Origin of the sequence: Deinococcus aerolatus, from assembly GCF_014647055.1 — a bacterium.
Classification (GTDB): domain Bacteria; phylum Deinococcota; class Deinococci; order Deinococcales; family Deinococcaceae; genus Deinococcus; species Deinococcus aerolatus.
Window position 1 is genome coordinate 102944 of sequence record NZ_BMOL01000012.1, and the last position, 21603, is coordinate 124546.

At 67.6% G+C, this 21603-nt stretch carries 16 protein-coding genes; 5 read left to right on the plus strand and 11 right to left on the minus strand.

The window, feature by feature from the left end:
* Positions 1-49: 49 nt before the first annotated feature.
* The 5 genes from IEY31_RS13080 to IEY31_RS13100 are packed head-to-tail and all read right to left on the minus strand — an operon-like array spanning position 50 to position 5892.
* Positions 50-1369: an ABC transporter permease gene (locus IEY31_RS13080; RefSeq protein ID WP_188972686.1), complete on the minus strand. Its 1320-nt coding sequence runs from the start codon at positions 1367-1369 to the stop codon at positions 50-52.
* Positions 1366-2112 carry an ABC transporter ATP-binding protein gene (locus tag IEY31_RS13085; RefSeq protein ID WP_308424329.1) on the minus strand — a complete coding sequence of 249 codons (747 nt, stop codon included), beginning with the start codon at positions 2110-2112 and terminating at the stop codon, positions 1366-1368. Before IEY31_RS13085 ends, IEY31_RS13080 begins: the two co-directional genes overlap by 4 nt.
* Positions 2109-3485: an efflux RND transporter periplasmic adaptor subunit gene (locus tag IEY31_RS13090; protein ID WP_188972688.1), complete on the minus strand. Its 1377-nt coding sequence runs from the start codon at positions 3483-3485 to the stop codon at positions 2109-2111. Before IEY31_RS13090 ends, IEY31_RS13085 begins: the two co-directional genes overlap by 4 nt.
* A complete protein-coding gene (locus IEY31_RS13095; protein WP_188972690.1) occupies positions 3482-4522 on the minus strand; it encodes a TolC family protein in 1041 nt (346 codons plus the stop codon). The genes IEY31_RS13090 and IEY31_RS13095 overlap by 4 nt, the downstream gene beginning before the upstream one ends.
* Entirely contained in the window at positions 4519-5892 is a 1374-nt protein-coding gene (locus tag IEY31_RS13100; protein WP_188972692.1) for a TolC family protein, read from the minus strand. Before IEY31_RS13100 ends, IEY31_RS13095 begins: the two co-directional genes overlap by 4 nt.
* Before the next feature lie 252 nt (positions 5893-6144).
* On the opposite strand from IEY31_RS13100, the gene IEY31_RS13105 reads away from it, so the two are divergent.
* From IEY31_RS13105 to IEY31_RS13115, 3 genes are all read left to right on the plus strand, one after another.
* Complete coding sequence (locus IEY31_RS13105; RefSeq protein WP_188972694.1) at positions 6145-6828, plus strand: response regulator; 684 nt, start codon at positions 6145-6147, stop codon at positions 6826-6828.
* A complete protein-coding gene (locus tag IEY31_RS13110) occupies positions 6825-8138 on the plus strand; it encodes a sensor histidine kinase (RefSeq protein WP_229723591.1) in 1314 nt (437 codons plus the stop codon). Before IEY31_RS13105 ends, IEY31_RS13110 begins: the two co-directional genes overlap by 4 nt.
* 266 nt (positions 8139-8404) lie before the next feature.
* Positions 8405-10714 carry an ATP-binding protein gene (locus IEY31_RS13115; RefSeq protein ID WP_188972697.1) on the plus strand — a complete coding sequence of 770 codons (2310 nt, stop codon included), beginning with the start codon at positions 8405-8407 and terminating at the stop codon, positions 10712-10714.
* Between the two features lie 373 nt (positions 10715-11087).
* Here the strand turns inward: IEY31_RS13115 and IEY31_RS13120 are convergent, their stop codons facing one another.
* The 6 genes from IEY31_RS13120 to IEY31_RS13145 all read right to left on the minus strand — a co-directional run bounded on the left by IEY31_RS13120 (position 11088) and on the right by IEY31_RS13145 (position 18585).
* Complete coding sequence (locus IEY31_RS13120) at positions 11088-12257, minus strand: ScyD/ScyE family protein (protein ID WP_188972699.1); 1170 nt, start codon at positions 12255-12257, stop codon at positions 11088-11090.
* A 628-nt stretch (positions 12258-12885) separates the two neighbouring features.
* A complete protein-coding gene (locus IEY31_RS13125) occupies positions 12886-13977 on the minus strand; it encodes a M42 family metallopeptidase (RefSeq protein WP_188972701.1) in 1092 nt (363 codons plus the stop codon).
* A gap of 354 nt (positions 13978-14331) precedes the next feature.
* Positions 14332-15168, minus strand: a complete 837-nt coding sequence (locus tag IEY31_RS13130; protein ID WP_188972703.1) for an SDR family NAD(P)-dependent oxidoreductase — start codon at positions 15166-15168, stop codon at positions 14332-14334.
* Positions 15169-15279: 111 nt separating this feature from the next.
* Entirely contained in the window at positions 15280-16662 is a 1383-nt protein-coding gene (locus tag IEY31_RS13135; RefSeq protein ID WP_188972705.1) for a hemolysin family protein, read from the minus strand.
* Entirely contained in the window at positions 16662-17975 is a 1314-nt protein-coding gene (locus IEY31_RS13140) for a hemolysin family protein (RefSeq protein WP_188972707.1), read from the minus strand. The genes IEY31_RS13135 and IEY31_RS13140 overlap by 1 nt, the downstream gene beginning before the upstream one ends.
* A gap of 379 nt (positions 17976-18354) precedes the next feature.
* Positions 18355-18585, minus strand: coding sequence for a hypothetical protein (locus IEY31_RS13145; RefSeq protein WP_188972709.1), 231 nt, complete (start codon positions 18583-18585; stop codon positions 18355-18357).
* 376 nt (positions 18586-18961) lie between these two features.
* On the opposite strand from IEY31_RS13145, the gene IEY31_RS13150 reads away from it, so the two are divergent.
* Positions 18962-20542 (plus strand): ABC transporter substrate-binding protein, encoded by a 1581-nt coding sequence (locus IEY31_RS13150; RefSeq protein WP_188972712.1) that lies wholly within the window; start codon positions 18962-18964, stop codon positions 20540-20542.
* Positions 20543-20656: 114 nt separating this feature from the next.
* Entirely contained in the window at positions 20657-21595 is a 939-nt protein-coding gene (locus IEY31_RS13155; protein WP_188972714.1) for an ABC transporter permease, read from the plus strand.
* The last annotated feature ends 8 nt before the right edge of the window (positions 21596-21603 follow it).

Below are 21603 nucleotides of genomic sequence, written 5' to 3' on the forward strand. Positions count from 1 at the left end.
GCTCCTTGGAAGGGGTGTGAAAGACGAAGAATGTTTATAATGGTCAAGCTCACTCGTAGCGCAGGCTGTCCACCGGATCGAGCCGCGCTGCTCGCGCCGCCGGGTAGTAGCCGAAGAAGATGCCCACCAGCGCGCTGAAGATGAAGGCGATAACGATGGGCGTGGCGCTGAACACCGGCGCGATGTCAAAGAAGTTGCCGGCGTAGGCCGCCGCGACGCCCAGCCCCAGGCCGATGATGCCGCCGCCGATGGACAGCAGCGAGGCCTCCACCAGAAACTGCGTCAGAATGTCGCGCGGTTTAGCCCCAAGCGCCTTGCGCACGCCGATTTCGCGGGTGCGCTCGGTGACCGAAACCAGCATGATGTTCATGATGCCGATGCCGCCTACCAGCAGGCTGATGCCGGCGATGGCGCCCACCAGGATGGTCAGCGTGGAGGTGATGGCATTCAGGCTTGCCAGACTGTCGGCTTGGTTCTGCACCTGAAAGTCGAGGTTCTCGGGATCGGTCTGGTCATGGCGCACGCTGAGCAGATCAGTCACGTCGGTCTGCAGCGCGGTCAGATCTTTGGCGTCCGCCGCCGAGATGTACACGTTGCTGACCGTGGGCTGCCCGCCCGCACTGTTGGTGCGCGAGAAACGTTGCAGGTAGGTGCTCAGGGGCACCAGCACCTGGCTGTTGGCGTTGCCGAAGCCGCTGTTGCCCTTGTCGGGCAGCACGCCCACCACGGTAAAGGTCACGCTGCCCAGGCGAATCTTCTGGTTCAGGGCCTCTTCAGGGGCCGCGCCCTCGCCCCACAGGTCCACCAGCACCTGGTGGCCAATCACGGCGGTGCGCTTGCGGCCGTCCACGTCGGCCTGCGTGAAGTAATTGCCCGCCTCGACAGGGCTGTTGCGTACCGTGGCGTAGGCGGGCCAGGTTCCCACCACGCCCGCCTGGGTGTTCAGGCTGCCCAGCTTGGCCTGCACGTTGCTGTTCACACTGGGGGCCACGCCGCTCACGCGGTCTCCAAAGGCGGCGGCCAGCGCCTCGGCGTCCTTGATGGTGATGGTCTGGCGCGGGCCGCCGCGCACCAGGGTGCCGCCCCCGCCGCCGCGCGCACTCTGAACGGTCAGCAGGTTGGTGCCCAGCGCTTCCAGGCGCCCCGTGACGCCCGCCGTGCTGCCCTGCCCGATGGCCGTCAACGCCACCACCGCCGCCACGCCAATGATCACGCCCAGCGCCGTCAGGATGCTGCGCATCGGGGTGCCGATGATCGCCCGCCACGCAATCGTGAAGGCCCCGCCCAGGCCAATGCCGCCGCGCCGCAGGGGAAGAGAGGCAGGCGCCGGGCCCGCAGCATCACGCACCAGATCAGAGGTGGTGGTCATGGGCCGCCCCGTCTGGGCGTCTGCCGCTGATCGGCTTCCACCACGCCGTCACGCACACGGATGACGCGCTCGGCGTACGCCCCGATGTCCGGCTCGTGCGTGACCAGGATGACGGTGGTGCCTTCGGCGTGCAGTTCACCGAACAGGGCCATCACCTCCTCCCCGGTGCGGGTGTCCAGGTTCCCGGTCGGCTCATCGGCCAGCAGCAATCTGGGGTTTCCGGCCAGAGCGCGCGCCACCGCCACCCGCTGTTTTTGCCCGCCGCTGATCTGGCTGGGCAGGTTGCGGGCCTTGTCCCCCAGGCCCACACGGCGCAGCACGTCCAGGGCGCGGTCCCGGCGCTCAGCGGCAGGCACCCCCGCGTAGGTCAGCGGCACCTCCACGTTCTCCAGCAGGTTCAGGCGGGGCAGCAGGTGAAACGCCTGAAACACGAAGCCGATGTCGGTGTTGCGGGCCTCGGCGCGTTCGTTCTCGGACAGGGTGGTTACGTCACGCCCAGCCAGATGGTAGCTGCCCGCGCTGGGGCGGTCCAGCAGCCCGATGATCTGCATCAGCGTGGTCTTGCCGCTGCCTGAAGGTCCCATCAGCGCCACCATCTCACCCTGGGCAATCTGCACGTCCACGCCCTTCAAGGCCTCGAACACCATTTCGCCCTGCTCGTAGACCTTGCGGACGCCGCGCAGATCCACCACAGGTGGAATGCGAGAGGAGACTTCTGGTGGAACGAGGGCCGGGGCCGTCATCGCCCACCGCCAAAGCCGCCGCCAGGAATGCCGCCCCCAGGCACGCCGCCAAAACCGCTGTTGCGGGTGCCGGAACTGCTGCCAGAGGTGCTGCGCGTGGTGCCCGGCACAATCACGTCCTGCCCCGACTCCAGCCCCTCGGTCACGACAGTATTCGTGCCATCGGTGGCCCCGGTCGTGACACGCACGCGTTGCGGCTCCGCGCCCGCTGCCCCGGGAACCTCGACGTAGCTGCGGTTCCGCACGGTCTGGATGGCTCGGCTGGGGATCAGCAGCCCACGTTCCTGGGACTGGATGATCTCGGCCTCGGCGGTCATGCCACTTCTGAGCTGACCGTCCGGGTTGGGCAGCGTCACGGTGGCGGTAAACACGCTGATGCCGCTGGACTGGGTGGCGCCCGGCGACACCCGCACGACCTCGCCCGTGAAGGTCTGGCCGTCGTAGGCGTCGAGCGTCACTTCTGCGGTCTGTCCAGCCTGCACTCCCGCAATCTCGGTCTCATCGATCTGCACGGGCAGATTCAGGGTGGTGTCGTCCAGAATGGTCAGGATGGTGGCCCCGCTGCCCACCACCGTGCCCGCATCGGCGCTGACGGTGCTGACCACGCCGCTGATCGGCGCGTAAAGCTTGAGGCTGGCGCGTGACTGCTGCGCGGTCCCCAGCGCGGCCTGGGCCTGTTGCACGGCGATCTGCGCCCCGCGCAGGGTCTCGGCGTCACTGTTTTGCCCGCTGGTGTTCTGCGTCTGGGCTGCCCCCAGGGACGCGCGGGCGCTGGCCAGCGTCAGCTGCGCCCTGTCCACGCTGGCCTGCGCGGCGTTCAGATCAGCCGTGGACAGCGCTCCGATGGCATGAAGCTGCCGCTGGCCGTCCAGGTTGCGCTGCGCCTCGGCAAGACTCTGCTGGGCCTGCGCGACGCTGTTGCTGGCGCTGCTCACGCTGCTGCCGCGCTGCGCGGCGCTGCTGGTCTGGCCTGCGCGGGTGGCGTCCAGGCTGGCCCGGGCCTTGTCCAGATTCAGTTGCGCGGTCTGAACGCTCTGCTCCACCGCGTCGCTGCTCAGTCGGGTCAGCAGCTGACCCCTGCTGACCCGCTCGCCCACCGGCGGCACACTGCCCACGGTGCCCGCCTGATCGGCCCCCACGGTGCGGGTGGCTGCTGGCTCCAGTGTGCCGGGGCCGCTGACGCTGATGCGGACCTGGCCGCGCTGCACCTGCGCGGTGACCACCGTGGATGCCGGAACAGACGTCCCAGCCTGCGTGCGGGCCAAGTAGATGCCGCCGCCCACGCTGCCCAGCAGCAGCGCGCCCAGCACGAACAGCGGCCAGCGGCGCGGGCGTGCCACCCTGCTGCGCGTGGTGGGAGTAGTAGTGGTCACAGCGCCCCGCCAATTCCAGTCAGGTTCTGCCCGCTGGCCACCGACAGGGCTGCCAACGCCTCCAGCACATTGTCCTGTGCCTGCAGGCGCGAATACTGCGCCTTTTTCAGGGCCAGTTGCGAGCCCTGCAGCTCCACTGCACTGATGGTGCCGCTCTTGAGGCGGGCAGCGTCCTGGGTGTAGGTCCTGTTGGCGGCCGCCTCACGCGCCTGTGCCACGCCCAGCAGTTCGTAACTGTTCTGGGCGGTCTGATACGCGCTGGCCAGCGTCTGGGTGGCATTCTTCGCGGCGCTGTCCACGCTGCGCTGCGCATTGGAGAGGGCGGTGCGGGCGTCCTGAAGCGTGCGGGCCGGGGTGAAGTCGTTGTCGGCCAGCTTCACGTTCAGTTGCGCGGCGGCCAGATCATTGCTGGCGGACACCTGCGACGCCAGCGTGCCCAGTCCGGCCTGCAACTTGCTCAGGGACGTGCTGAGCTTGGGCACATTGGCCACGCCTGCGGCCCGTACCCCGCTGCCCAGGCCAGTCAGGGTGGACAGCCGCGCACTGGCGAGGGTCACCTGGGCCTTGGCGTCCGCCAGATTCTGCTGGCTGCCCGACAGCGTGTTCTGGGCATTGGTCACGTCCAGTGCGGTGGCGTTGCCAATGCCCTGCTTGACCTGCGCCACCTGCACGGCCTTGCTGTCCACCGAGACCTGCAGCGTCTGGAGCGCCACGTTCTCCTGCGCCTCCAGCAGCCCCGTGTAGGCCGTGACGGTGCTTTGCAGGGTGTTCATGCGTGCCCCGCGCAGGGCAGCCTGGGCCAGCGACTCGCCGCCGGAAGCGCCCTGTTTTGCGGCCACCAGCGCGCTGGGATCGGCCTGGGCGGCGCGGTTGGCCGCCTGCGCCTTGTCCAGATTGGCCTGTGCGGTCTTCACGTCGGCGTTGTTGGTCAGTGCGGCGGTGACGGCGGCGCCGGCCCCCACGCTGGCCGTGGTCTGGGCCACGGCTGCGGGCAACAGGAACAGGGAGGCGGTCAGGAGCAGATGTTGACGGTTCATTGCGGGCCTCCAGCGGCGTTTTGAAGTTGAAGAAGGGTGGTCTGGGCTGAGATGCGGGCGGCCAGCAGGTCCCGCTGAGACTGGGCAAGATCGAGGTCGGCGGCGTTCACGTCGTCCGCGGTGCCCGTTCCGGCCTGGAGCCGGGTCTGGGCTGTCTCCAGGGCCAGTTGCGCCACCTGCAGGGCAGTCATGCGGGTCTGGACGGTGATCAGGCTGGTCTGCAATGTGCTGTACCGCGTCCGCACATCCAGCTCGGCGTTCTGCTGCGCGACCTGAAGCGAGAGCCGCGCCTGCGTGACGCTGGCATCGGCGGCGGACAGTTGCGCCCTCTGGACAGGTGAATACACCACGTAACTGCCGGCGACGCTGGCGCTCAGGCGGTTGGCGCTGGCAGACGCGTTGTTGCCCAGCGGCAGGCTGTACCCCGCGCTGAGGGTGCCCTGTTGCAGGTTCAGCGCCGTGGTTAACCCGCCGCTGCCACTGGGGCCGTACCGCACGCTGGCCGTCAGGTCAGGCAGGGTGGCCTCGCGCTGCTGTGCGGCCAGCTCCTCCTGCGCGGCGCTCAGGGTGTTCTGCGCCTGAATGACTTCTGAACGTAGCGCTCTGGCCTGCGCCACCAAGACCGCCACATCCGGCAGGGTCACGGTGTCGGGCGGCTGGCTGCTGAAGGCCACGTCTCCGACGGAGCTGCCCAGCACTGCCTCCAGTCCCCGCCGCGCCGCATCCAGACTGGCGACAACCTGAAGCGCCGTTCCCTCCGCACTCTGGACGGCGGCCTGGGCGCTCAACACGTTCCCGGCGGTGGCGTTGCCGCTGGCCTGCCGGCTCTGCGTCACTGCCAGTTGACGCTGACGCAGGGCCAGCGTGCGGGCCGCAATCTCCACGTCCTGCGTCGCCAGCACCGCCGCGAAGTACTGCTGCGCCACGTTCAGCCGCGCCGAGTTCTGGGCGTCGGCAAGTCTGGCCTGGGCCAGTGCCAGACCACGCACGGCGCTGTTCAGGCCGCTCTGATTGCTGGACCACGGCAAGAGGCCCAGGCTGACGTTCACGCCCGCCGCGCCGCTCAGGCTGCTGGTGGTGGCCCCGCCGTCCGGCGCGGTGCCAGCGCCGGTGTACCCGGCGTTGCCGTTCACGCTGATGGTCAACCCCAGCGCCGTGCGGGCCGCATTCAGACTGGTCTGCGCGGTTTGCGCGCTGAGCCGCGCGGCCGTGACGCTGGGGGCCGCGTCCAGCCGTGAGAGGGCGTCGTCCAGCGTCAGTGGGGAAGCGGTCTGTGCCGGGGCCGCGCTGCACAGGGCCAGCGTCAGGGAAACCAGTGTCGGTGAGAGCAGACGCCAGGGGGGCAGCCTTGAAATTCCAGGGGCGTTCATGCGCCGCAGTGTGCCCGGCTGCAGCGAAGACTCCGCGCAGGCATTTCGAAGATTTGTCGAAGACGCTTGAAGGGCCGCTGGGACGCATCCGAAGGTTGCGGCAGGGGCCTGGCACCCTTCAGCGGCCTTCGCGCACTCTTCACGCAGCGGGACTACTGTAAACGGTATGAACGGGACACACATACCACAACGCGTGGAAGCAGGGCGGCACGTCCGGCTGCGTCCTGCCCTTCTCTCTTCTGGGGACTGCCCATGAGCGCCCTGATCCTGATTGTGGAGGACGAACCGCAACTGGCCGAGATTCTGGAAGCCTACGCCCGGCAGGAAGGCTACCGCACCGAGCGTGCCGGGGACGGCCTGAGTGCCCTGAGCGCCTTTCGTGCCGCCAGCCCGGACCTGATCCTGCTGGACGTGATGCTGCCGGGCAAGAGCGGACTGGACGTCCTGAAGACCGTGCGGGCAGACGGCACGACGCCGGTGATTCTGGTCACGGCCCGCGCCGAGGAAACCGATCAGATCGTGGGCCTGGAACTGGGGGCAGACGACTACGTGGTTAAGCCGTTTCGGCCCCGGGAGGTGATGGCCCGCGTCAAGGCTGTCCTGCGCCGCGCCACGGCGGCCCTGGACGACGCCGAAAAACCCCTGCGCGTCGGCCCGCTGGAGGTGGACCCCCGCGCCGTGATCGCCCGCGTGAACGGACAGGCGTTGACGTTGACCCCCGCTGAATTCCGGCTGCTCTCGCATCTGGCCGAGTCGCCGGGCCGGGCCTTTAGCCGCGAGGAACTGCTCTCGGCCGCCCTGCCCGACTCTGAGGCGCTGGAGCGGGTGGTGGACGCGCACCTGGCTGGCGTGCGCCGCAAGCTGGATTCGGCCGGCGCGGCGGGCCTGCTGCGCACCGTGCGCGGCGTGGGCTACCGGCTGGAGGCAGGCGGTTGAACCGAACGCCGGCGCCACGCGGGCGGCGCGGTCCCTCGTTGGCCCTGACGCTGCTGCTGGCCATGCTGTCGGTGGTGGTGCTGTCGGTGGGCAGCACCTACGTGTTTTCCAACCTGGCGGTGCAGGGCGAATTCCGCCGCCTGCCACCCGATGTCCGGAAGTACCTGCGCGCCCAGCAGGAGGCTCAGCGCCGGGGCGAGGTGATCGTGACGGCGCCAATACCGCAGATTCGCACCGGCACGCCCGCCGACCCGTACCTGCCGCCCGGCCGCAGCAGCCCGGACGTGAACGGCGTGGTGCGCGGTCCGGACGGCGCGGACACCGTGATAGAGGCCGGGGCCAGGATCCGGAGTCAGAACGACGGCGGCGGACCGCCCCGGGGGTTCACGCCCCGCAGCCAGGATTTTTTGAAGAATATTCAGCGCAACCTGCTGCAGGTGGGGCTGCTGGCGGCGGCGGCCTCGGCGCTGCTCGCCTTTTTCCTCTCGCGCCGGCTGGTCCGGCCCATCCTGGCGGTCTCGGCGGCGGCGGCGGGCATGGCCCGGGGAGACCTGAGCATCCGTGCCCCGGTGCTGAGCGGCGAGCGTGAACTGGCCGACCTGGCCGATAACTTCAACGCGATGGCCGACAACCTCCAGACGCTGGAAACTGAGCGGCGGCAGGCGGTGGCCGATATTGCCCATGAGCTGCGGACGCCGCTGGCGATTATGCAGGCGCGGCTGGACGCTCTGGAAGACGGGGTGTACACCCTGAATCCCGATCAGGTGGCGCTGCTGAGCGAGCAGACCCAGCAACTCACGCGGCTGGTGGATGACCTGCGGACCCTCACCCTGGCCGAGGCGGGGCGCCTGAGCCTGCGGCCTGAGGCGCTCGACCTGGGCCGGCTGACCGCCGCCGTGGTCCGTGACCTGCATGACCGGGCCGGGGCGCGCGGCGTCACCCTGCATCTGGACATGCCCGCGTCCATTCCGCTGCACGCTGACGCCGGGCGGGTGCGTCAGATTGCGGTGAATCTGCTGGAAAACGCGCTGCAACATGCCAGCCACCGCGTTCAGGTCACGGTCACCCGTGAAGGCGCGACGGCGCTGCTGCACGTGGACGACGATGGCCCCGGCATTCCCGAGACCAGCCGCGAGGCGGTGTTCACGCGCTTTATGCGGCTGGACAGCAGCCGCACACGCGGCACCGGGGGCAGCGGGCTCGGCCTGGCCATCGTGCAGGAGCTGGCGCATGCCCACGGCGGCGCGGCAACAGCCGGGCAAGGGCCACTGGGCGGCGCGCGGTTCACGGTGCGGTTTCCAGCCGGCTAGCCCACAGGTTGTCGTTTTCTGAAGGTCCATGGCTGGGCACCCGGGACACCGGTCTGGCCTGATGGATTCTTTGCATGTGTCAGGCATCCAGGGACTCGGGAGCGGGTGCTCCTGTTCGTGACCCTGACCGCTGGCAGGTCCGGTGCAGCCTGACCGGCCATCCCGGCAGGCCAGGTCGTTCCGGATATAGAGAAACACACCCGAAAGATAAGGTTCAGTCACCCCGGGGAGGACGCCGGGGCGGCCAAAGTCGCTACCTTACCTTCATGCCTGTCCTGTCCCACCAAGCCGCTGCTGGAAGCGCGCCTCTGAGCCAACGTCTGCAGGCCGTCACCGAGGCGCTTGCAGCCACCCACCATCAGAGCGACGTGCTCGGGATTGTCCTGATTCCCGCTTTGCACGCCTTGCAGGCCAGCGCCGGCGCGGTGCTGCTGGCCGACTCCGCCAGCGTGGGCCTGGAACTGGCTGCCGCGCAGGGCTACCCATCAGACGCCCAGAACCCCTGGCGCGAGGGTGGGCTGCTGAACGGGGCTGGCCCGGCCGGGGACGCCCTGCAGCGGCACGAACCGCTGTTCTTTGAACACCCGGGCGCTCTGCTGCAGGCGTACCCAGAATGGGCTGGCCGCACCGAAGGGGTGACGGCAGGTGCGACGGCGGTGCTGCCGATGGTTCTTGATCACCGACCCCTCGGCGCGCTGATTGTGGAGTTCAATGAACCCCATCACTTCACCGAGGCGGAGATTCCCTTTCTCCGCACCCTGGCGGCCCAGTGCGCGGTGGCCCTTGGACGCGCCGAGCTCAACAAGACGCTGGAAGCGCGGGTGGCGGCCCGCACCATTGAACTGGAGGGGGAACGTGCCGCCCTGGACGCCTTCGTTGCCTACAAGGAGGCCGTGGGCAGCGAGAGCGACGTGCTGACGCTGGTCCGGCAGGCTGTCCAGGTGGTGCATGCGAACCTGCTTCATGTCAGCGTCGCGTACTACGAGTTGGAAGACGGTTTGTGGAAGGCGCGGGTCTGGTCTGAAGACGTGTCACCCGAGGTTGCTGCGGAAATCCAGGCGGGCGTTCCAGCAGACGCCCCCGACTTCAGTCAGGCGGCCCACTCCCGCGCCGCCGTCTTCGTGGACGGGTGGGAGGCAGAGGTCAACGGTCTGCCCAGCACCACGGCGTACGGCGCAGTCGCGCTTTTGCCGCTGGTCGTGAACGGCCAGACGCGCAGTCTCTTCGCCGTGGGCACGCGTGAGGCCCATGCCTGGGTCGAGCGCGAGAAGGCCCTGGTGCGCGCCGTGGCGCGTGGGCTGAGCATCACACTCGAGCGCACAGAGATCACGCGTCAATTGCAGACCCAGAATGCTGAACTGGACGCCCGTGCCCAGGCGCTGCAGGCCTTTGCACAGTTGACCCAGGACATGGCCACGCAGAGTGATCCCTATCAGTTTGTCCGGCGGGCGCAGGAGGTGATGCTTTCCCTGCTGACGCCCGGCTACGCGCTGTATTACGAGCGCGACGGCCAGCACTGGCGCAACCGGGTCCAGGTCGGTCAGGTGGGCCACGCTGATCTGCAGGCCTTTATTGATGCGGGGCCGCTGGTGGGGGCCACCCCCACCGTGGACGTGCCCTGGACCACCCAGCGGCCGCATTACCAGGATGACTACGTGCGCGGCAGCGACACTCCCGCGGAGATGGTGCAGCACGTCACCACCGCCGCGTCCTTGCCCGTGTTCCGGCGCGGCGCCGTCGTGGGCGTTCTGGTTGCCGTGCTGTTTGATGCCCGGCGCTGGACATCCACCGACCAGGTTGTGCTGGAAACGGTGGTGGGAAGCCTGAGCCTGGCACTTGAGCGGGCCGAGCAGGCAGGTGAGCTGCAGCAGCGCACCCGTGAGCTTGAGCGCAGCAACGCCGAACTCGAGCAGTTCGCCCACGTCGCCTCACACGACCTGCAAGTTCCAATCCGGGCGGTCACGAGCTTCGCGGGAATCATCAAGCGCCGGTATCAGGCCGAGCTGGATACTCGGGGTCAGCTGTACCTTCAGCAGATCATCGACAACGGGGAACACATGAAGCGCCTGGTCGATGATCTGCTCACCCTCTCCAGCGTCGGCACCAGGCAGCGTGAACATCAGCAGGTGCAGGTGGAAACGGTGGTTGACGCCGTCGTGTCGCGTCTGCAGGTGGAAAACCTCGAGGCCCGGATCACCCGGACGGCACTCCCGGCAGTGCAGGCGGACCCCCAGCAACTGGACCAGTTGTTTCAGAACCTGATTTCCAACGCCCTGAAGTACCGCCGCGATGAGGTCATCCCGCAGGTGCGGGTTTCTGCCGGGCGGGACGGTCCGATGTGGCGTTTCGCGGTGGCCGACAACGGGATCGGCATCGAGGCCGCGTACTTTGAACGGATCTTCGAGATTTTTCAGCGGCTGCATGGACGGGAAACATTCGAGGGGACCGGGATTGGGCTGGCCGTGTGCAAGAAGATCGTGGAGCGGCATGGTGGGCATCTGTGGTTGGAAAGCACGCCAGGCCAGGGAACCACCTTCTTCTTCACCATTCCCATGGGGGAACACGGCCGTACCTGACCGTGCAGGGACTGGACGTTCCGCAGTCGCGCTGTAAGCCACCCGTACCTGGGGCGCCGGGCTGCGCCGCCTGGAGAATCTGCCCTACACTGAGGTTGTGAAGAACAGCGGGACTGGCCTGCTGCGGACACGCCTGCCTGCGGCCTCAACCGTGCCGGCTGAACCAATCGCCCCTGTGGTGGGGCTACGCCGACACGCGTCTCAGGCGTGCCCGAGCCACGGGCGACAACACCCCCATCTTCGGCTTGAGGTCACGGGCGGCCGCCGGGACCGCCGACGCCCGGGGACGACCTGACTGTTGGTGACACACTGGCCAGGTTCGCCCCTACCTTCCGGGCCTATTGAATCTTCCTGCCTGCGGCTGCTGGGACCATCACGGCTCAGCGCGGGTGGACTGTGGCTGGGCGAGGGCCGCTGGCGTGATGGCCGTCTTCCTGGTGAGCTGGTCCCAGCGCCGCACCTGGCCTGTCCCGGGGGCCGCCGCCCCACCGACGGCGATGAAGGCGTCTCCGTTCTGGTTGAAGGCCAAGCCCGTGGGGGTATCCAGTCCGCCCAGCACGGTCTCCTTGACGCCCCCCGCCTTGATGCGGACCACCGAGCCGGTCCCCGGCGTCGGGCCCTGTTCTCCAAACTGGCCGAGCTGAACTGCATACAGGTTGCCGTCTGGCCCGGTCTTGAGGTCCGTGGTCATGCTCAGGCCGGTGGCGTAGTCGGTCTTGCTCCCGTCGCTGGCCACCCGCACCACCTTGCTTGAACCCGGGGTGAAGGGAAACCCGGGAAGCAGCGACACATACGCCGCCCCGTCGTTCAGGAACGCGATTCCCGTCGGGACCGCCTGGGAGCTCGGAGGGATTCCGGGACCGGGATTTGCGTTGGGAAGGTTGTCGAAGACAGCGGCCAGCGTGACCGCGCCGGTGGCCGGGTCTACCCGCAACAGGTCATTGCCGCCCGCATCGGTGACCCAGAGCTTGCCGTCCGGTCCGGCGGCGAGTCCATAGGGATGCGAGTCCGCGCCCTGTTTGTCCGGGTCATTGCCCTGCTCATATGCCCAGAGATTGGCCACTTCGGTGGTGGTGGTTCCGTCGAGCCGCAGGAGAGAGGCAGTTTTCGGCAGACGCGCGATGCTGGAGTCGGCCCCCCAGTGCCCGGTGGTGACATACAGCGTGCCGCTGAGCTCGACCACCCGGCTGGCCCCTTCAGCGCCCTCGGCACCGACCACAGATGTCAGCGTGGCCACATTGGTGGTGACGCCGCTGGGGCTTACCCTCACGAGGCGGGCAGTCTCGCCGTACCTGTTGATCGTCGGTTCGGTGCTGCCGGGCCCACCGGGCGAGGTGAAGGTTCCGGACCCACCCACTCCGGAGTCGGTGATCCAGAGTGTTCCGTCTGCCGTCACGTAGACGCCCTGCGGACCATTCAGTCCCTGGGCCAGCACGGTGCCCTGATGGACCACCGGGGGAGAAACCAGGTTACAGCCTGACAGGAGCGCCGTCACGGCAACGACGCACAGCGGGGCGACCTGTCGTGTTGGGGGATAAGCCATGCTGTCCTCCTTGTGCCTTGAAAGGTCAAGAACGAAAGTGCATCCGACGGGTCCGGAAGCTCACCTGAATGGCGGTTCCGAATGCGTGTGACGACGCTCCACTCCCCCAGGTTATGGAGGGCGCGAGACGGTGGGATGTCCCGCATCCGCAGTGGTGGAGGAGCCAGAGCTTGGCAATAGGCACACCTCACTTTTCGCCGAGCAGAGGGGCTCGGCTCTGAAAAAAGCATATACCCGACGGTATTTTGGAGGCAAGCATCTGAAACAAAGGTCAACTCAGGGTTTTCACCAGACCGCCTTGTCTTGACGCCGTCCTGGACAGCACCTGCCCGAACCTGCAACCGGTTGTGAACCGGCACACCAGATAGGGGTGGTTCCGGGGTGTGACAACGCCACAACCCGCCGGAATTCGTCAGACGACTCCACCCGCGCTTTCAACGCCTGAGGCAATGGCGGCCCGCGCATCAAGCCGGAGCAGTCCCGCCTGCTGCACACGCACCTCGCCCCTTGATCGGCGATGGTGATGCGGCTACACCGTCAGGCCGTGCTGGGCGGTACACGCACCATGGATGGGCCTGTCACATCCGCCGCAACGGAGACGGGCCGCCCCTCCGCGGCCCCCTGCTGTTCAAAGCGCGATGAAGCGCAGGTCAAGCGCGGGCAGGTCTTCCAGAAAACTGCGCAGCAACGCCACCGCGCGTTCCAGGTCGCGCTGATCAAGCACCTCGACGGCGCTGTGGGTGTAGCGGTTGACCACCGAGACCGCCCCCGTGGGAACGCCGCTTCCGGCGTACTGCAGCGCCCCCGCGTCGGTGCCGATGCCGCGCAGCAGCTCGTGTTGCACCGGGATGTCGCTGCGCTGCGCGGCGGCCAGCAGACCCCGGCGCACCGCCGGGTGGGCCAGCAGCGAGTTGTCCATCACCTTGACCGTCGGCCCGGCCCCCAGGCGCAGCCGTCCGGCTCCGGTCTCCGGCGTATCGTCTCCCGCCGTCATGTCCAGCGCGAGGGCCACATCGGTCTGGATGGTGCGGGCCAGGGCGCTTACCCCACGCAGGCCCACCTCTTCCTGCACCGAGAACACGGCGATCACGTTCACCGGTGGGGCCTCTGCGGCGTAGCCCTCCAGCAGGGCCAGCAGCGCGGCGCAACCGGCCCGGTCGTCCAGGGCGTGGGCGGTCAGTCGGCCGCTGCCCGCTCCAAGCTCACTCAGCTCGCCGACAAAGCCGGCAGGATCACCCACCACCACGCCCATGGCCCCGGCCTGCTGCGCCGAGGACGCCCCGATGTCCACGTACAGGGCGTGGGCAGGGGTCACGCTGCTGCGGTCGGCGTCCGTGAGCAGATGCGCACTCTTGGTGCCGATCACCCCCAGGATTCGTCCGCGCTCGGTGCGAATCCACACGCGCTGTGCGGGCAAAATACGGTCATCCAGCCCCCCCACCTTTTCCAGGCGCAGAAAGCCGTCGCGCTCGATCTGGGCGATCCGGAACCCGATCTCGTCCATGTGGGCCGAGATCAGGCAGGTGCGTGCCCCGTCCTGGCCAGCATTCTTGATGGCGATGACGTTGCCGAAGGCGTCGACCCGCAGCGAGTCGCTCAGGGGACGGGCCGCCTCCACGACGCGGGCTACCACGTCCTCTTCAGAGCCGCTGGGGCCGGTCACTTCAACCAGATGACGCAGGTAGCGCAGGACGGGCGAAGAAAGGTCAGGTGAGGTCATGAAGGAGACTCCTGTGCTGATGCCTGCGGCCGGAAAGCGGCGCGGGGAGAAAGAGGACGGTGCGGGGCTGGACGTGGCGGAAGTCCCTGTTCTAACGCCGAAAGACACGTTCAGGCAAGGGGCCTCGTCCGTGAAGTGTGGGCGGCGGACAATCCGGCGTATGGGCGGGGAGGCGCAGGCGCCGCACGGTGCGGTCTCGCCTCACCTGAGTCAACGGCCTCTTGTGTTCCCGGCCGCCGCCCTGACCCTGCATGCAGATGGTTCCCGCCGTCGTGCGTGCACGGCGAACGCCCTGGATTCTGAAACGGACGTCGGCACTTTCCTCGGGAGGGACCGCCGCGTGAAGCGTGCGGTTTACTGGGCGTAGTTGAACGTGGAGGTGCAGCCCCCATCCACGGTGACGATGGATCCCGTCATGAAGGAACTCGCGTCGGAGGCCAGAAACACCACCACGCGGGCCACCTCGTCCACGTGGGCCTGCCGGCCCAGGGGCTGACGGGCCGCATTGCCCTCTCGCCGGGCCAGCGCCGCCGCAGCCTGTTGGGGCGGCAGCCGGCCCCGCTGGCCGCCCATGTCGGTGTCGACGTAACCCGGGCACACGGCGTTTACACGGACGCCGCTGGGGCCGTAATCCACGGCGAGTTGCCGGGTCAGGTTGACCACCCCACCTTTGGACGCGCAGTACGCAGGTGCCTGGGGTGCGCCGATCAGGCCGTAGGTGGAAGCGACGTTGACCATGACGCCCCGGCGGTCCATCAGGTGGGGCAGAGCGTACCGGGCGCACAGGAAGGGACCGCGCAGATTCACCGCAATCACGCGGTCCCAGGCCTCCACCTCCATCTCGTGCAGGCGCTGAGCGCCGCCCGAAACGCCGGCATTGTTGATCAGGATGTCCAGATGACCGAAGGCGGCCACCGTCTGCGCCAGGAGGGCGCGGACCTGTTCGGGTTCCGAGACATCGCAGGCGATGAACCGGGCCGTTCCTCCCTCGGCGCGGATGGCGCTGGCCGCGTCTTCGCCCGCACCCACCTCAATGTCGGCGACAACCACCTGCGCGCCGGCCGCTGCAAGCGCGTGGGCCGTGGCCCGTCCGATGCCACCCGACGCCCCGGTGACTAGGGCCACGCGGCCGTCCACCGGCCCTGCTGTTGTGCGGCTGTCTGCGGAGTCAATCGCGGGTTCAGGGGTCATAGGGCACGACTGTAGCGCTCCCCGACCGTGCGGGAGCAGGTGGGGCCGGCAGAGGCCCCGCGGCAAGCCCTTCAGAGCATCAGAGGCCAGCGCTGGCCTCTCTGCACGAATTTATTGCTCCTTGGGGTCGCCGCTTTCGGAATCCCTGTGGGCTGGGCGCCCCAGGGCGTCGGCGCCCGGCCCGGTTGCGTCCTGCGGCGTGTCTGCCAGGCGGCGCAGGTGAACCCGGGTGATCTTCAGACCCTCGGTGGCCTCGGCGCTGAGTTCGTAGCCCTGAACGTGAATGACGGTGCCGGGCGGCGGAACGGTGCCGTGGGCATTGAGCAGCAGGCCCGCGACGGTGGTGGCCTCGCTGCTGTGCAACTCCAGGCCGTGGTCCTCGCGCAGTTCGCTGAGGGTGACCTCGCCGTTCAGATGAAAGGTGCCGTCCGGGGCCACGGCGGTCCAGGCGTCTTCCGTCTCCGGGCCGGAATCCATCACGTCCTCAATCAGATCGTCCAGGGTCACGAACCCCAGCAGGCCGCCGAATTCATCCACCACCAGCGCTGCGTGGCCGCGCCCGTGCTTGAACAGGATCATCAGGTCCTCGGCGGGGGCACTGGCCGCCACGCTGGACAGCGGGCGCATCAGCCCGGCCAGCGCCAGTGGGCGGCCCTGCGTCCGCGCCCGGATGAAGTCCTTGATGTGCAGTACGCCCACCACGTTGTCCAGATCGCCGTCAAAAACCGGGTAACGACTGCGCGGTGACCCGGCCAGGCGGCCCAGCACCTCCTCGGGAGTGGCCGACAGCGGCAGCATCTCCAGACTGCGGCGGGGAGTCATCAGTTCCTCTGCGGTCCGCTCTTCCAGGGCAAAGATGTTCTGGATCAGGTCGCGCTGCTGTTCGCCAAGCTGCCCGCCCTCGGCGCTTTCCTCGGTGACGATGCTCAATTCCTTGCTGGTGTACAGCAGCGCCCCCTCGCCGGGTTCGCGGATTCGCAGCAGGCGCATCAGGCCCAGCGCCAGCGCCGTCAGCAGGGAGATCAGGGGCCGGAACACCACGCCGAACACCCGCATCAGCGGATGCACCCGCACGCTCAGCGCCTCCGGGGTCTGCAGCGCCAGGGCCTTGGGAATCATCTCGCCGAACACCACGTGCATGAACGTGATCAGGCTCAGGGCAATGACAAAACCCGCCGTGTGTGCCGCGGCGTAGGACAGCCCCCAGGTCTCGAAGGGGCCGTAGAGCCACGCCGCGATGGCCGGTTCGCCGTACATCCCCAGCCCCACCGAGGCCAGCGTGATGCCCAGCTGCGCCACGGCGATGTAGCGGTCCTTGCCGGTGACCTGTCCGGTCAGGTCATACAGCCCTCTGGCCGCGGCGCTGCCCTGCTCGGCCATCGCCTGCAGGCGGCTGCGGCGGGAGGCCACCAGCGCGAACTCGGCAGCGACGAACACCCCGTTCAGCAGCACCAGCACCACGATGATAACGACAGGCGTCAGGTAGGCCAGCATCAGCGGTCTGCCTCCCGCTGGCCTTCATCCTCATTGTGGGGCGCCGTGAAGCTCACCCGCTGCACGGTGCGGCGGTACATGGTCTCGACGTGCAGGACCGTGGTCCCGAAGGTCAGCTGGTCGCCCACGACCGGCAGGCGGCCCAGACCCTGCCACAACAACCCGCCGATGGTGTCGACCTCGTCGGTGGGCAGGTGCAGTCCGAAGCGGCCATTCAGGGTGTCCACCAGCACGTCGCCGCGCACGCTGACCTGCCTGCCCTGAACGGTCACGGGATCGTCTTCCTGATCAAACTCGTCTTGCAGCTCACCGAAGATCTCTTCAAGCGTGTCTTCCAGCGTCAGAAAGCCCGCCACATTGCCGTACTCGTCAACCACGACGGCGCTGTGGCGTCCTTTCTCGCGCAGGCGCAGCCACAGGCGCGGCACGCTCAGGCCCTCGGCCACGATTAGGGGCGGCACCATCACGTCCGACACCGGGGCGTCGGGGCGGGTCTCGGCGGCCAGAAACAGCGGCCGCAGGTGCACGATGCCCACCACGTCGTCCAGGCGTTCGCCGGTCACTGGGAAGCGCGTGTAGGGTGTGTCGGCCAGCCGGTTCAGGGCTTCTCGCACGCTCAGTGCGGCCGGAACGCTGATCAGGCGCACGCGGGGTGTCATGATCTCGCGGGCCACGCGGGTCTCCACGCCCAGCACGCCCGAGACCATGTCGCGCTCGGCAGCGTCGATCAGGCCGCCGCGCGCGCTCTGGCGGTACAGGTCTTCGAGTTCCTCCGGGGAGTGAACGTGGGCGTGAGAGTGGTCCGTGTTCAGGCCCCAGGCCCGCATCGCCGCAAAGGCCGCCCCGTTGAATATGGCGATCAGCGGACGGAACAGCAGCAGGCTGAGTTGCAGCGGCCGCAACGTGGCCACCGCCAGGCGTTCTGGATAGCGCAGCGCCACTGTTTTGGGCAGTAGCTCGCCCAGCACCACCTGCAAGACGGTGATGAACACCAGAACGATCACGGTGGCCGCCACCGGCCCGCCCACGTTGCCCAGCACCGGCAGCAGCAACGGTGTGAGCCGGGCCTGTCCGAACGCCCCGGCCACCAGACTGCTGAGGGTAATGCCGATCTGGCACGCGGCCACGTAGGTGTCCAGCCGTTTCGGGTCACTCAGGATAACCATCAGGGCGGCGGCGGCGCGGTTGCCGCCCTCGGCAGCGGCCTGCACCCGCGAGCGGCGGGAGCCCACCGTGGCGAATTCGGCGGCCACGTACAGGGCGTTGAAGCCCACCATAATCAGAATCACGGTCAGTGTCAGCACGACACTCATGCGGCTCTGCTTCTGCTGCCGCGCGGAACGGCGGTGCCGTCACAGGAGGCAGAACCGAAGTCCAGTTCAGTGGGAAGCATATCGGTGGAGCATAACGCAAGCGGCGGAAGGCAAGTGCACCCGGCTGTCTGAGTGCGGCTCTGGAGCCCGGGCGACACGGGCCCAGGGCAGCGCAGCAGTTGAACAGGTTCGGTCATCCGGTGGAGGCAGGCCGACGCCTGTCGGGGCGTGGAGACTGGGCGGGACCAGGGGTTCCGAAACTTGCGGCGGCCAGCGCTCCGGAGGACAGGCGCTGGGCCTTGGCCAGCTCGTTACAGCACAGCAGAGTGCTGCGTGTGCAGTCCGCTCCACAGCGTCCATGCGGTGTGCCAGCGGCACCTCAGCGCTGTAGGGCCGCGGCCAGCACACCCCTGGACGTCAGCGTCCCCACCTGCTCAATGTTAACACCGTCCCGTCCGAAGCACCGCGCCTGGTTCTGCGGCAGGGTCAGGAAATCCACCGTCACCAGCGTGTAGGTTCGCCCGGCTTCCGGCCTGATTTCGTTGGCGTACACGAAATCGCCCGTCCGGTCCTCGAAGCGCGTCGCGCGGTTCTGGTTGGCCAGTGTCATGACCCCGGTCAGGGTGGTGGGCTTTGACCTCGCGGATGCGGGTCAGTAGCCGTGGCAGGCGGTCCTAGGCCGAGTGCAGGTCCGCCAGGTTGAGCAACATCAAGTTCGGTGCCCCGGCCACTGGGCACGGGCCGCCTGGATCACCGGACCGGTGACGGGGGTCATCGGCCGACCATAGGTCGGCGGGGTCAACAGGCAGATCTGGGACCGAACCTGCGCTGCCCCCCCCACCGCTGCCCCCCCCACCGCTGCCCCCCCAGCGCTGCGCACCGGCCGTCCACGCCGCAGCCCCGTGCCCCTTCCATTTCCGCACCAAGTGTTATAGCTTCTTAGAACACATCAACGGGTGTTCTTACCCAGCACCGGAGGTCTTCCTATGAATACGAAGAGACTGTCCCGCATTTCCCTTGCCGTCGCCGCTGCCCTGACCGTGGGTCAGGCTTTTGCCGCCACCCGTGGGGGCCAGCTGACGTTCGGCCGTTACGCGGACTCGCTGTTCCTGGACCCGGTGCTCAACGACGCCAACCTCGACATCTGGATCCTAACCAACCTGTACGACACCCTGCTTCAGCCCACCAACGACGGCAAGGGCGTACAGATGGGCCTGGCCAGCAGCTACACCACCGGTAAGGACGGCAAGAGCATGGTGCTGACCCTGCGTCCGGGCCTGAAATTCGCCGACGGCAGCGCCCTGAGCGCCAGCGACGTGAAGTGGTCTCTGGACCGCGCCCGCAACCCCGAGGCCGGGGCCTGGAACAGCTCGCTGGCCAGCATCAATTCCATTGCGGTCAGCGGCAACAAGGTCACGCTGAACCTCAAGCGGCCGGACCCCACGTTGCCCGCCGCGCTGGCCACCTTCAATGCCGCGATTATGCCCCAGAAGCTGTTTACTGCCGCTCCCGGCAAGAACGACGCCGAGAAGGCCAAGGCCTTTGCCGAGAAGCCCATCGGCTCTGGCCCCTTCATCCTGAGCGAGTGGAAACGCGGCTCGTACATGGTGATGAAGCGCAACCCGTACTACTGGAAGAAGGGCGACGACGGCAAGGCGCTGCCCTACCTGGACAGTGTGCGCTTCGAGATCATCCCCGACGACAACACCCGCATCCTGAAATTGCAGGCCGGGGAACTGCAGATCGCGGAGTTCATCCCGATGAGCCGCGTGGCTGAACTGAAGGCCGATTCCAGGATCAACATGACGCTGTTTCCGTCCACCAAGGTCAGCAGCATCCTGATGAACAACCGGCCCAAGTTGAACGACGGCACCGAGAATCCGCTGAGCGACGTCAACGTGCGCCAGGCACTGAACTACGCGGCCAACAAAGACGCACTGATTCAGGTGGTGACCTACGGCAACGGCAAACTGATGAAGTCGTACATGTCGTCCACCACGCCGCTGTTCGACGCCAATCAGCCCGGCTTCCCCTACGATCTGGCCAAGGCCAAGTCGCTGATGGCGGCCAGCAAGTACAAGAACGGCTTTGAACTGACCGTGCTGGCCACCAGCGGCAGCGCCGATGATCTGGCGCTGCTGACGGCCCTGCAGCAGATGTGGGGCGCCATCGGCGTCAAGCTCAAGATCGAGCAGCTCGACGCCGCCACCAAGACGGCCCGCTACCGCGCCAACGATTTCCAGATGCGGACGGCGGCCTGGACCAACGACATCAACGATCCCAGCCAGATCACCAGCTACTACACGCTGTTCGACAACATCGAGTCGGTCCACACCGGCTTCAAGAGTGCCGAAGTTGACCGGCTGTTTGCCCAGAGCCAGCAGGAGCTGAATGTGGCCAAGCGCGCCGCCCAGTACCAGCAGATCCAGAGCATCTACCTCAAGGCCGCGCCCATCGTCTACCTGTACGAAACGCCGTACCCGGTGGCGATGTCGAACAAGGTCAAGGGCTTCTTCCAGATTCCGCTGGGGAACAACCTGTTTGCCAGCGCTTACCTCGAGAAATAAATTGAATTTCTAAACTGACGTGATGGACGTTCCACGCCGCCCCTGACGCCATCCGGGGCGGCGGTCCATTGATGTCCGGCGGCCCCTTTTCCCTGCTTTCCCTCGGGAGGTTCCATGCACGCGAGTTACGTGATCCGGCGCCTGCTGCAGATCATTCCCACCTTCCTGGCCGTGATGCTGGTGGTCTTTCTCCTGGTGCGTCTGCTGCCCGGCGATCCGGCCAGCGCCATTCTGGGCGACCGGGCCACCGCCGAGATCGTGGAGCGCACCAACCGCGAACTGGGCCTGGACCGGCCGCTGCCCATCCAGTTCGGGGTGTTTGTCCGCAACCTGTTGCAAGGGGACCTGGGCGACAGCATCAGCCTCAAGATTCCGGTGCTGCGGTTGATCGGCGAGCGGCTGCCCACCACCCTGTTCCTGACCGCCTACGCCGCCGTGCTGGGCGTGCTGATGGCCGTGCCGCTGGCAGTGCTGGCCGCTGTTCGCCGCAACACCTGGGTGGACGCCGTGATCCGCGCCGTCTTTCAGGTGGGACTGTCACTCCCGGTGTTTTACGTGGCCCTGCAACTGCTGAGCCTGCTGGGCGCCCGGCTGGGCTGGTTTCCCATTGGCGGCTACGGTGAGGGCTTCGGCGAACACCTGTACCACCTCTTTTTACCCGCGCTGACGTTGGGGTTGAATCTGGCGGCGATTCTGGTCCGCACCCTGAGGAACAGCATCATCGAGGTCCTGACCGCCGAGTACGTGGACTTCGCGCGTGCCAAGGGCCTGCGCAGCCGCGTGATCATGACCCGCCACGTGCTGCGCAACGCATTGATCGCCACCGTCACGCTGCTGGGCCTGAACATCGGCGCGCTGATCGGCGGGGCCGTGATCACCGAGACCGTGTTCGCCATTCCCGGCGTCGGCCGCCTGATGGTGGACGCGATCTTCGGGCGCGACTACCCGGTGATCCAGGGCCTGACCCTGACCTTCGCCCTGATCGTGTCGCTGGTCTTTCTGATCACCGATCTGATCCATGCCCGCCTTGACCCTCGCGCGGAGCTGTCATGAGGAGCTGC